11 protein-coding genes are annotated in these 11,965 nt (G+C 32.0%); all 11 read left to right on the forward strand.

The window, feature by feature from the left end:
* The first annotated feature begins 243 nt into the window (after positions 1 to 243).
* The 11 genes from BMX60_RS02585 to ftsW all read left to right on the forward strand — a co-directional run bounded on the left by BMX60_RS02585 (position 244) and on the right by ftsW (position 11,917).
* Complete coding sequence (locus tag BMX60_RS02585; protein ID WP_091348849.1) at positions 244 to 1,125, forward strand: hypothetical protein; 882 nt, start codon at positions 244 to 246, stop codon at positions 1,123 to 1,125.
* A gap of 127 nt (positions 1,126 to 1,252) precedes the next feature.
* Positions 1,253 to 1,402, forward strand: a complete 150-nt coding sequence (locus BMX60_RS11985; protein WP_177159662.1) for a hypothetical protein — start codon at positions 1,253 to 1,255, stop codon at positions 1,400 to 1,402.
* Positions 1,403 to 1,556: 154 nt separating this feature from the next.
* On the forward strand, positions 1,557 to 1,988 hold the full coding sequence (gene mraZ / locus BMX60_RS02590; RefSeq protein ID WP_091348852.1) for a division/cell wall cluster transcriptional repressor MraZ: 432 nt from the start codon (positions 1,557 to 1,559) through the stop codon (positions 1,986 to 1,988).
* A 20-nt stretch (positions 1,989 to 2,008) separates the two neighbouring features.
* Positions 2,009 to 2,935: a 16S rRNA (cytosine(1402)-N(4))-methyltransferase RsmH gene (gene rsmH, locus BMX60_RS02595; protein WP_091348854.1), complete on the forward strand. Its 927-nt coding sequence runs from the start codon at positions 2,009 to 2,011 to the stop codon at positions 2,933 to 2,935.
* A gap of 31 nt (positions 2,936 to 2,966) precedes the next feature.
* The gene (ftsL, locus tag BMX60_RS02600) at positions 2,967 to 3,347 is read left to right on the forward strand and encodes a cell division protein FtsL (protein WP_091348856.1); all 381 of its coding nucleotides are present in this window, start codon (positions 2,967 to 2,969) and stop codon (positions 3,345 to 3,347) included.
* A gap of 21 nt (positions 3,348 to 3,368) precedes the next feature.
* Positions 3,369 to 5,504, forward strand: a complete 2,136-nt coding sequence (locus BMX60_RS02605) for a stage V sporulation protein D (protein WP_091348858.1) — start codon at positions 3,369 to 3,371, stop codon at positions 5,502 to 5,504.
* A gap of 121 nt (positions 5,505 to 5,625) precedes the next feature.
* Complete coding sequence (locus BMX60_RS02610; RefSeq protein ID WP_177159663.1) at positions 5,626 to 7,116, forward strand: UDP-N-acetylmuramoyl-L-alanyl-D-glutamate--2,6-diaminopimelate ligase; 1,491 nt, start codon at positions 5,626 to 5,628, stop codon at positions 7,114 to 7,116.
* On the forward strand, positions 7,113 to 8,486 hold the full coding sequence (locus tag BMX60_RS02615; RefSeq protein WP_091348863.1) for a UDP-N-acetylmuramoyl-tripeptide--D-alanyl-D-alanine ligase: 1,374 nt from the start codon (positions 7,113 to 7,115) through the stop codon (positions 8,484 to 8,486). The genes BMX60_RS02610 and BMX60_RS02615 overlap by 4 nt, the downstream gene beginning before the upstream one ends.
* Complete coding sequence (gene mraY / locus BMX60_RS02620) at positions 8,486 to 9,448, forward strand: phospho-N-acetylmuramoyl-pentapeptide-transferase (protein WP_091348866.1); 963 nt, start codon at positions 8,486 to 8,488, stop codon at positions 9,446 to 9,448. The genes BMX60_RS02615 and mraY overlap by 1 nt, the downstream gene beginning before the upstream one ends.
* A 15-nt stretch (positions 9,449 to 9,463) precedes the next feature.
* Positions 9,464 to 10,813 carry a UDP-N-acetylmuramoyl-L-alanine--D-glutamate ligase gene (gene murD / locus BMX60_RS02625; RefSeq protein WP_091348869.1) on the forward strand — a complete coding sequence of 450 codons (1,350 nt, stop codon included), beginning with the start codon at positions 9,464 to 9,466 and terminating at the stop codon, positions 10,811 to 10,813.
* A gap of 12 nt (positions 10,814 to 10,825) precedes the next feature.
* Complete coding sequence (gene ftsW / locus BMX60_RS02630; protein WP_091348872.1) at positions 10,826 to 11,917, forward strand: putative lipid II flippase FtsW; 1,092 nt, start codon at positions 10,826 to 10,828, stop codon at positions 11,915 to 11,917.
* Positions 11,918 to 11,965 lie beyond the last annotated feature (48 nt).

The raw sequence follows: 11,965 nt of genomic DNA on the forward strand, positions 1-11,965 counted from the left end.
TCCATGGCTCAATAGAGCTTTCGGAACGTCCTGTTCCTCACCCCTTCTTCCTTTTATCTAATCAGCTCTTAAATCTATCTCCTCAACTTAATCGTATCTTAGTTTAATTACCACAGCTGATGATGACTTTGTCTATAGTTTATCTTCAGTCTTAGCATGATTTACTGGATAAATCATGCTTTTTTGTTCTATTAGGATCTTTTTGTAAATAAATATATATAAAAAGATCTGGGAGGGAAAAAAATGGCACAATATTATTTTGCAGTAATCCACTTAACAAAAAAGAAGATAATGACCTATTGTATATTATTTTTAATTGCTATCATATTATTAGGGTTAATTATTAACTTTACATCCAATAAAAGTAATAATGAAGTGTATATTAAAATTGAATTTGAAAGAATAATCGAAAATACTCAAAAAGATATAGAGGTAGATAGTCTTTTTCCCCAATATTTTATTGCTGGAGGCGTAAACTACGATAATAGTATTTTAGAAAAACATAACATTGAAGCTATAAAGGAAAATAACATCAACCATTTTGAGAAAATAGGAATATATACAATTTTAGCTGATGTTATAGAAATTAAATATTTCCCAGAAAAAAGTCTAGCACAAGTGGTAGTTGAAGAAAAAAGTGAAGGGTATAACTTGGTAAGCTTTGATAAAAGTGTTTTAAAAGAAGGGATTATAACTTATGAATTTGTAAATAAAGAAGGGAAAAGGTTGTTAGTAGAGGAAGATTACATATATTCTATACCTATAAAATTTGTTGTACTCGATGAAGGAGATAAATATATCTCTAATTCAATTTTAGAAAAGTTTGTTATAGTTGATAATCAAGTAAAACCTATTTTAGCTGAGGAAGGTTATAATTTAGAGATTTTAGAAGGGGTTAATAAAGATGAGGAAATTTCAATCTATATCTTTGGTGGATATGTCGAAACAGTTCAAAAACAAGGAGATAATATTAGGATATATTTTAATGAATCAGCAGGGTATCAGTTGATTAAATTCGATATAAATAACTTAAAAGCAGGACAAAATTTTATCAGATTCATTAGGGAAAGGGATTTAAAAGAAATAGAAATTTTAAGTTTTTGGAAAAATTCACCGTATAAATAGGATGGAAAAAGGTAATACTAGAATAAAATTAAAATACAAAAATTTTTAATAAAAAAGGATTTTCAGTATTTTTGGAGAATATACTATAATAACGAAAAATAGAACAAATTTTAAGGGAGGCGGTATGATGAATACTGTGGATGTCATCGAATTTATATGTTTAGGTTGTGGTTTACAAGGGATGACCCACCTGGAGAATAAGTTTGAATGTCCTAAGTGTGGTCAACGGGTAATTAGTACAATAAAAGAAAGTGATGCCTCCGAAGTAGTAGTGTAGAAAAGTTATAAAAATAGAAGGATTTTATTTCCAGCCCTGATGGGCTGGTTTTCTTTTTTATTAAAAATATTTTTTTAAAAAAGCAGGATTTTTATAAAATGGGTAGAAAGTATAATTAAGTGGTGAATTGTGGAGGAAAGTGGGGGTGATAACTGTGTTTTTAGGTGAATACCAACATAGTATTGATGATAAAGGCAGAGTTATTATCCCTGCTAAATTCAGAGATAGTTTAGGGAAAAAATTCATTGTTACCCGTGGATTGGATAATTGCCTATTTGTTTATCCAGAAGGGGAATGGGCTATTATGGAAGAAAAATTAAAAAAGCTTCCCCTAACTAAAGGAGATGCTAGGGCCTTCGTCCGTTTTTTCTTTTCAGGAGCTACTGAATGTGAATTAGACAAACAGGGAAGAATATTAATTCCACAAAATTTAAGGGATTTTGCTCAGATTAATAAAGATTGTGTAATTATTGGGGTATCTAATAGGATTGAGATATGGAGTAAAGAAAATTGGGAAAAATATAGTTTAGATGCAGAAGAATCCTTTGAGGAAATAGCAGAAAAAATAGTGGATTTCGACATATAGTCGTTATTTAGGAGGTTAAAATGGAATTTAAACATACTACTGTACTACTGAAAGAAACAATAGACGGTCTAGAAGTTAAAGAAAAGGGAATTTATGTTGATTGTACTTTAGGGGGAGGAGGACATACTAGAGAAATCTTTTCTAGGGTTAATGGGAACTGTACTGTTATTGGTATTGATCAAGATCAAATAGCCCTTGATTATAATATAAAAAAATTTGCAGAACTAGGTAAAAGGTTTATACCGGTAAAAGGAAATTTTGCAGATATCGACCTTTATCTAGAAAAATTAAATATTGATGGTATTGATGGTTGTGTATTTGATTTAGGGGTATCATCACCTCAATTAGATATACCAGAGAGGGGTTTTAGTTATAATCATAATGCCCCTTTAGATATGAGGATGAGTCAAGATGCTAAATTAACAGCAAAAGAGATAGTTAATGGCTGGTCAGAAGAACAGCTCTTTGAAATAATTTCAGAGTACGGTGAAGAAAAATGGGCAAGGAGAATTGCAAAATTTATCGTAGAAAATAGGCCAATTTATACAACATTTGAACTGGTAGATGTAATTAAAAAAGCAATTCCAAAAGGGGCCAGAGAAGATGGACCTCATCCTGCTAAAAGAACTTTTCAAGCTATAAGGATTGCAGTCAATGATGAACTTGGAGTACTAGAACGGGGCCTTAAAAAAGCGATTGAATTGTTAAAACCTAAAGGGAGGATAAGTGTAATAACTTTTCATTCTTTAGAAGATAGGATTGTGAAAAACATTTTTAAAGAAGCTACACTAGATTGTCTATGTCCTAGGGAATACCCAATTTGTGTTTGTAATCATAAAAGAAAACTTAGGTTAATAACTAAAAAGCCTATAGTTCCGTCTAAAAAAGAATTAGATCAAAACCCTAGGGCAAGAAGTGCAAAATTGAGGATAGCTGAACGAGTATAAAGTTCTAAAGATTAGGGGGTTAGAATACATTATGGTAGCAGTTAAAAAAGAAAGGGTTAATTACCAATATCTAAAGCCCAATTTTGAAGGGGAAAAGGGAAGGCAGGCAAAAAAATTAACTTTAAGTCCTGTGGTTAAAACAGGTTTGCTAATTTTAGCTTTAGTGGCAATGGGTATAACAATTATTTACAGAAGTTCAGTTATTAATAGCTATAACTTAGAGTTGCAAAGTAAAAAAAGATTCTATAATAATTTGATGGATGAGAAATACCATTTACAACTAGAAGTAGCGAGATTGAGTTCTATAGCGAGAATTGATAAAATAGCCACAGAGCAATTGGATTTGCGTCCTCCCAAGCCGGAACAGATAGTAATAATTAATACTTCTAATTGGAGTGATAATGGTAATTAACCTCAAAGTGGGGGAATTTGGATGAAAGAAGGAGTATCAAATTTACAAGTTAGAAAAAGACTTTTAGAAACTTTTATGATTTTTACCTTTTTCTTCCTAGTGTTAATGGTAAGATTATTTTGGATACAATTTCTTAAAAGTGAGGAATATTTAAATAAAGCGCAAAATCAATGGACCCGAAGTTTAATAGTACAACCTCAAAGGGGACAGATATTTGACAGGAATGGTCAGTTGTTAGCGGGAAGCGCCAGTGCGGAAACTATTGTAGTAATCCCGTCGATGGTCAGAGATGCTGAGAAGAAAAGGCCGGGACTTATCGATGAGATGGCTGTAAATTTAGCTGCCATTTTAGATATGGAAGTAGAGACAGTTAAAGATAGATTGACTAGAAATGCTTCACAAGTTTATCTTAAAAGAAAAGTTGAAGATGAAGTTGCACTAAAAGTTGTAGAATTAAATTACCCTGGTATTAGAACAACAGTGGAATCTAAGCGTTTTTATCCAAATGGTAATTTGGCCAGTCATATATTAGGTTTTGTAGGGATTGACGAAGGGTTAGAAGGTATAGAGTTTCAATATGAAAATGAATTAAAGGGTAAACCAGGTAACATAGTATATCAATCTGATGCAAGGGGTAGAGAAATACCTGGAGGAATTCAACAATATATTCCACCTCAAGATGGTTTAGATATAGTTTTAACTATAGATAGTAGAATTCAGAATATTATTGAACGGGAACTAACTAAAGCTATGATTAACCACGCTCCATTATCTGCTGCTGCTATAGCAGTTAATCCTCATACAGGGGAAATTTTAGGGATGGCAAGTATGCCTAATTTTGATCCTGGGAACTATGGATTATATCCCCAGAGCAATTGGAGAAATCCTTTGATAACTAGTAGTTTTGAGCCCGGATCTACATTTAAAATTATAACTTTAGCAGCAGGTTTAGAAGAAAATGTTTTTTCTATATATGATACTTATTACTGTGATGGATATTATGAAGTGGCGGGAAGAAAATTAGGTTGTTGGACTAGATACCGTGGAGGCCATGGACTTCAAACTTTTATAGAAGTAACAGAAAACTCATGTAACCCAGGGTTTATAGAACTGGGAATGCGTTTGGGGAAAGAAAAACTATTTCAGTACATTCACGGTTTTGGTTTTGGGAAAAGAACAGGTATAGATTTACCTGGTGAGCAAACAGGGATTTTATTTGATATTAATAGTCGTTATTTTAGTTTAGTTGATCTAGGAGTATCAGCTTTTGGTCAAGGTAATGCTGTGACCCCTATTCAACAAATTATGGCTGTTTCTGCTGTTGTTAATGGTGGTACATTAATGAAACCTTATATAGCTAAAGAATTTTATGATCAAGACGGGCAATTAGTTAAAGAAAATAAACCTACAGCAATAAGGAGAGTAATTTCTGAAGAAACTTCCAAAGAATTAGTCCATATACTAGAAAGTGTTGTGATCAATGGATCAGGAAAGTTTGGGGCAGTACCGGGCTATAGGATTGGTGGTAAAACGGGGACAGCTCAGAAAATTAGTCCTACTGGTGGCTATCTTCCAGGTAAATTTATATTATCCTTTATAGGTTTTGCTCCTGTGGAAGATCCTCAAGTGGTACTATATGTAATGGTAGATGAGCCTAGCATTGGACCACAATGGGGATCACAAGTAGCTGCTCCAATTTTTAGAAATATAATGGGGGATATTTTAAAGGTACTAAATGTAAAGCCCAATAATGCAGAAATAGAACAGGAGCCGCCTAAGTTAGGAATAATCCCTAATTTGCGAAATCAAACTATTGATGAAGCTATAGGGACATTACAAATTAGTGGTTTTAACCTTCAAATAGAAGGGGAAGGGGAATATATTATTGCTCAAACACCAAAAGCTGGAATTCAAATGCCTATTAATTCAACTGTAATTGTTTATACTAGTAACAGTCAAACTGCAGATTTTGAAGAAGTGACAGTTCCAGACCTTAAAGGAAAATCTCTCAAGGAAGTAAAAGACCTCTTAGGACTATTAAATTTACAAGTAGAAATTAAGGGAAGCGGGATAGCGGTAGATCAAAGGCCTAAAGCAGGAGAAAAAGTCAAAGCTAATACAACAATTGTAGTGGAGTTTGCACCACTGGTACGCTAGGGTTGAGGTTTCCTCAACCTTTTTTTAAGATAGTGGAAAAAATAGTTTTCTTTGGTTTATAATAAATAAGAACCTAGCTTTGTAAAAGGAAATTATGTCAGAGAATCAAGGAGGATATACTATGAAAATTAATGAATTATTATCTGGGCTCAGATTTGTACAAACAGATATTGCAAATATTGATATTGAAGGGATTTGTATTGATTCTCGTTTAGTAAAATCCGGTGATCTTTTTATAGCTGTTAAAGGAGCAACATTTGATGGACATGATTTTATAATTCAAGCTTTAGATAAGGGGGCAAAGGCTGTAGTTATTAATTATTCATATTTAGATAAAATACCTCAAAAGATAAAAGATAAAGTTGTTGCTGTAAAAGATACATCTAAGGCATTAGGGTTGTTAGCTGCTAAATTTTATGGTTATCCAACTCAAAAGTTAAATGTTATTGGAGTAACAGGAACAAACGGAAAAACTACTGTTACCCACCTTATTGGTAAATTATTAGGTTTTAATAATAAAAATAAAGTTGGGATATTAGGAACAACTGGATATGTTTTTGATAATAAAATTTATGAAGCTAAAAACACTACCCCTAATCCCCTAATTATCCAAGATTTTTCCCATAAGATAGTGAAAGAGAATGGTCAATATCTTGTTATGGAAGCATCTTCCCATGGAATTATAAATAATAGGCTTAATGGAACTGAATTTGACATTGCAGTTTTCACCAATATTACTCAAGATCATTTGGATTTTCATAAAACCTTTGAAAATTATCGTTTGGCAAAGGGATTGTTTTTAACTTCCTTAGGAACCTTTGGTTTTAAAAATAATAAGAGTAAATACATAGTTATAAACGCCGATGATCCTAACAGTGAATATTTTCAATCAGTAAGTTTATGTGAAGTTTTGACTTATGGTATAAATAAAGATTGTGATGTAAAAGCTGAAGATATTATAACAACTGTTAATGGTTCTAAATTCAAGCTACAGACCTGGTTGGGTAGTATAATTATAGAAACAAATTTAATTGGACATTTTAGTATTTATAACTGTTTAGCTGCTATAAGTGTTGCTATTCTAGAGGGTATGTCTTTACAAGAAATCAAAGAAGCTTTTAAATGTATTACTGGAGTACCTGGCCGTTTTGAAGTATTAAAAAGCTCAGGGGATTATACAGTTATTGTAGATTATGCCCATACCCCTGATGGTTTAGAAAATGTTCTTCAAACTGCTTCACTAATTAAAGAAAATCGTATTTTATTAGTATTTGGTTGTGGTGGAGACAGGGATAGAGGAAAAAGACCATTAATGGCTGAAATTGCTGAAAAATACGCAGATTTTTCAATTATCACTAATGATAATCCGAGGGGAGAAAAACCAGAAAAAATTGCTGAAGATATAATAAAGGGATTCAGTAAAAAAAATTATCAAGTTATACTTGATAGAAGGGAAGCTATAAAAAGAGCTATTACCATTGCAGACAAAGGGGATATAATTCTAATTGTAGGGAAAGGCCACGAAAATTATCAGATCATAGGAGATGAAATTATTGAGTTTGATGATAAACAAGTAGCTTATGAACTTATGAAGGAGATTGAGGAAAAATGAATTTAACAACTTCTGTTATTGCTAAATATGTTAATGGTATTAAGTTATCTTCTAGAGGGGAATTGACGATAACCAGTTGTGTAATTGATAGTAGGAAAGCAGTTTCTAATAGTCTTTTTATTCCCTTTAAAGGTGAAAGGGTTAACGGCTATGACTTTATAAAAAATGCTGTTGAAAATGGAAGTAGCTGTATTTTTATAGAAGATGAAAAATATTTTAATCCTGAATTGCCATGTGAATTTATATTAGTTAAAGATAATGTTATAGCATTACAACAACTAGCTAGTAATTATCGTGATGGTTTAGATTTGAAAGTTATTGGTGTTACAGGTAGTAATGGAAAAACAACAACTAAAGATTTAGTAGCAACTGTAACTAGTGTGAAGGGAAAAACATTGAAAACTCAAGGAAACTTAAATAATCATTTGGGTTTGCCGTTGACATTACTTAACTGTGATGAAAGTCATGAATTTGCTGTATTAGAAATGGGAATGAGTCAATTGGGGGAAATAGATGTATTATCTAAAATTGCTAAACCTGATATAGGAATAATTACAAATATAGGGGAATCACATTTAGAAAATTTAAAAACAAAGGAAAATATAGCTAAAGCAAAGGGGGAAATATTTAATCATTTAAATCCCGAGGGGATAGGTGTCTTGAATGGAGATGACCCTTACCTTAAGGATTTAATAAATACTTTACCAAAAGTAATTACATATGGTTTAAGGGAATATAATCAATTATATGCAAAAAATATTCACAGAGTAGGTAATAGTACAGTATTTCAGGTTAAAGGTTTAGGAATTGATGAAACTATACATTTACCTTTACTTGGAGAACATAATGTATATAATTGTTTAGTAGCTATTGCAGTAGGATTGAATTTTGGTATTGATATTAGTGATATTAAACAAAGTCTTTTAGATCTTCAACTAACAGGAATGAGAACTGAAATATTATCATTAAAAGAAATAACTTTAATAAATGATTGTTATAATGCCAGTGAAACATCTACCAAAGCTGCTCTAAGAGTATTGGAGGATTTAGGTAAAGGAAAAATTAAAATAGCTTTTTTAGGGGATATGTTGGAGCTAGGAGATTATACTGAACAAGCCCACTTTAATGTTGGAAAACAAGCAGCTTTAATAGGTGTGGGGAAAATAATAACAGTAGGACAGTATGGAAAATATATCAAAAGTGGTGCGTTAAATGGAGGTTTTAATGGAGAATTTTTATCTTTTGCTAATTCTCAACAAGCAAAGGAATATGTTAAGGATATAATAATACCTGGAGCAACGGTTTTGGTTAAAGGATCTAGAGGAATAAGAATGGAGCAGATCGTCGAAAAAATTAAGGAGGAGTTTTAATGGAAGAAAGAATTTTGTTATATACTGCTTTAACATCTTTTTTAGTAGCGATAATTTTAACACCTATTTTAATCCCATTTCTTACCAGATTAAAAGTAGGGCAAAGTATTAGGGAAGATGGTCCTAAAAGGCATTTAGTAAAAAAAGGTACTCCTACCATGGGAGGACTTGTATTTTTGATTTCTAGTTTTATAGGGGTTCTTATATTTGCTCCAAAGGAGTCGTCAGTATATATTGCTTTAATAGCAACTTTTGGATATGGTATAATAGGATTTTTAGATGACTACATTAAAGTAGTCTTAAAAAGATCTCTAGGTTTAAAAGCTAGGGAAAAGTTATTAGGGCAAGTAATAGTTGCTACAATTATCTTTCTTTTATTAATTAATATAAATCACAGCACAATTGTGAAGGTTCCTTTTATCGGAAATATAGATTTTGGTTATTTTTACCTGCCATTTATTTTGTTCATTATGCTAGGGACTAGTAATGCTACTAATTTAACTGATGGATTAGATGGATTATTAGCAGGAACATTTGTCTTTTCTATTTCTGGAATTTTTTATATAGCTATTACTCAACAACAAATAGGTTTGGCAATTTTTTGTATAGCTTTATTAGGTGGGGTACTAGGGTTTTTAGTTTATAATGTAAATCCAGCTAAATTATTTATGGGAGATACAGGTTCTTTAGCGTTAGGAGGGGCTTTAGTAGTAACAGCAATTTTAACAAAAACGGAATTTTTATTGGTACTATTAGGTGGTATCTTTGTAATAGAAGCATTATCTACCATCATTCAAGTAATATCCTTTAAAACAACTGGTAAAAGGATTTTTAAAATGTCACCAATCCACCATCACTTTGAGCTGTTAGGTTGGTCGGAATGGAAGATTGTTTTGACCTTTTGGTCCGTGCAATTGTTATTTTCTATTTTAGCTATAGGAATATGGTATTTTTATTATTAGGTAAGGGGTGTTAATGTGGAATTCAAAGGTAAGTATATTTTAATTGTAGGAGCAGGTAGAACAGGGATAGGGATTGCTAAAGTACTACATGATTTAGGGGCTAAAGTGATAGTGAATGACGGAGGAGAAGAAAGTAAACTAGAAAAGGATCTAAGTATTTTAAAGAGTTTGGGTATTGAATATGTCGTAAGTAAACATCCTTTTGAATTACTCCATCCAAAGCCAGAATTTATAGTTAAAAATCCAGGGATTTCATTGGAAATCCCCTTTATTCAATATGCTTTATCTTTAGGTATTCCTGTAATTTCTGATATTGAGTTAATAAATTCTTTGAACACTGCTCCTTTAGTGGCTATTACTGGAACAAATGGAAAAACAACTGTTACTAGTTTTATAGGACATCTATTTGCTAAAGCTAATTACAAAGAGGCAGTTGGAGGTAATATAGGAATATCTATTGCAGAATCAATCTATAAAAAGGATTTAGATATCATTATAGCTGAAGTGAGTAGTTTTCAATTAGAATGTACTTTTAATTTTAAACCATACGTATCTGTGATAACCAATTTTTCCCCAGATCATTTAGATCGCCATAAAACCTTTGAAAATTATATTAATCAAAAGAAAAAGATCTTCTTAAATCAAGATGATAATGATCATACTGTTTTAAATTTTGACAACAAAATTTGTAGGGATATCTCAAGTGAGACAAAGGGAAATCTTTACTGGTTTAGTGCAGAAAGGGAAGTGCCTCAAGGGGCGTATATTGAGGGAAATGATATTTATTGGAAAAGAGGTAGTTATAAAGAACTGATTTGTTCTGCTGAAATAATTAATATCTTAGGAAATTTCAATAGAGAAAATATTTTGGCAGGAGTAATAGTGGGGAAAATATTTAATTTGTCCAATGAAGTTATCACTGAAGGTATACGAACCTTTAATGGTGTGGAACACCGTTTGGAGTTTGTTGGGGAAATAAATGGTGTGAAATATTACAATGACTCTAAAGCTACAAATAGTGATTCTACTATTAAGGCATTAGAAGCTTTCAAAGAGCCTGTAACTCTTCTTTTGGGAGGTTATGATAAAGGAGAAGATTTTTGGGCATTAGTTCAAAAAGTTAAAGAAAAATGTAAAAAAGTCATTCTTTTTGGTGCAACTGGTGAAAGAATTAGAGGGTTTTTGAATAAAGTAGAGTATAGGAATTACTATCATGTAAAAACCTTTGAAGAAGCTGTATTTTTAGCAAAGGAAAAAGCAAATCCAGGGGAAATTGTCCTTCTATCTCCAGCTTGTGCTAGTTGGGATGAATTTCAAAATTTTGAGCAAAGGGGTAGATTCTTCAAAGAGTTAATTTATAGGTAAGGGTGTGAGAAAATGAAAAGAAAGGGACCACCAGATTCCACACTAATTATAGTCACTTTTATTTTACTTGGGATTGGCCTAGTAATGGTCTTTAGCGCTAGTTATCATCAGGGGCTGAACAGATTTAATGATAGTTTACATTTTATTAAATTACAATTAATTTATGCTGTAATAGGCCTTATTGCCATGTACGTTACCTCTAATTTTAACTTTTGGCAGTGGAAAAGATTTATAATCCTTTTCTTCTTCTTAAACTTTATTTTATTAGGTGTAGTGTTAATTCCAGGGATTGGAGTGGAAATTTACGGTGCAAGAAGGTGGCTTAATCTAGGTTTTATGCGTTTTCAACCTTCTGATTTTACTAAATTTGCTTTAATCCTCTTTGCTGCTAATTATATGACCAAAACGGAAAGGCTGACAAAATTTTTCTCAGGAATTGTTCCTTTATTACTTGTAGTGGGATTATCTTTAGGTTTAATTATGTTACAACCTGATTTAGGAACCACTGTAGCTATAGGTGGTACAATCGGTATTATGCTTTTTGCAGCGGGGGCTAAAATGAGTCATTTGTTATTTTTAATTTCCTTAAGTTTACCAGCTGTTATATATTTAATCTTTTCTGCAGATTATCGTTTAGCTAGGATATTTAGTTTTTTAGATCCTTGGGCTGATCCAACTGGCAGCGGTTGGCAAATTATTCAGTCATTATATGGTATAGCAGGAGGGGGGTTGTTAGGAGTCGGTCTTGGTAATAGCAGACAAACGACAGGTTTTTTGCCAGAACCACAAAATGATTTTATATTTTCTATAATTTGTGAAGAGTTAGGGCTTATCGGGGCATTATTTGTTTTGTTATTATTTGTAATTTTAGTGTGGAGAGGTTTTAATATAGCTATAAAAGTTGAGGATACTTTCGGAAGTTTTCTGGCTATGGGGCTTACCACAATGATTGCTTTACAAGTATTAATAAATGTAGGAGTGGTAACTTCTTCAATGCCAACTACTGGAATTACTTTGCCTTTAATAAGTTATGGTGGTACATCTTTGATAATAACTTTGGCAAGTATAGGCATAATTCTTAATATTTCCCGCTATATAAATTAAATATTGGGGTGGAACCTTTAAATTTATTGGGCATAGAATGGATAGTGT

This window comes from Anaerobranca gottschalkii DSM 13577 (assembly GCF_900111575.1).
Taxonomy (GTDB): Bacteria; Bacillota; Proteinivoracia; order Proteinivoracales; family Proteinivoracaceae; genus Anaerobranca; species Anaerobranca gottschalkii.

Bases quoted from the DNA above. Each gene is read 5' to 3' on its own strand.
- BMX60_RS02615 (WP_091348863.1), top strand. From the start codon at position 7,113: ATGAATTTAACAACTTCTGTTATTGCTAAATATGTTAATGGTATTAAG.
- BMX60_RS02585 (WP_091348849.1), top strand. From the start codon at position 244: ATGGCACAATATTATTTTGCAGTAATCCACTTAACAAAAAAGAAGATA.
- ftsW (WP_091348872.1), top strand. From the start codon at position 10,826: ATGAAAAGAAAGGGACCACCAGATTCCACACTAATTATAGTCACTTTT.
- BMX60_RS02610 (WP_177159663.1), top strand. From the start codon at position 5,626: ATGAAAATTAATGAATTATTATCTGGGCTCAGATTTGTACAAACAGAT.
- BMX60_RS11985 (WP_177159662.1), top strand. From the start codon at position 1,253: ATGAATACTGTGGATGTCATCGAATTTATATGTTTAGGTTGTGGTTTA.
- rsmH (WP_091348854.1), top strand. From the start codon at position 2,009: ATGGAATTTAAACATACTACTGTACTACTGAAAGAAACAATAGACGGT.
- ftsL (WP_091348856.1), top strand. From the start codon at position 2,967: ATGGTAGCAGTTAAAAAAGAAAGGGTTAATTACCAATATCTAAAGCCC.
- BMX60_RS02605 (WP_091348858.1), top strand. From the start codon at position 3,369: ATGAAAGAAGGAGTATCAAATTTACAAGTTAGAAAAAGACTTTTAGAA.
- mraY (WP_091348866.1), top strand. From the start codon at position 8,486: ATGGAAGAAAGAATTTTGTTATATACTGCTTTAACATCTTTTTTAGTA.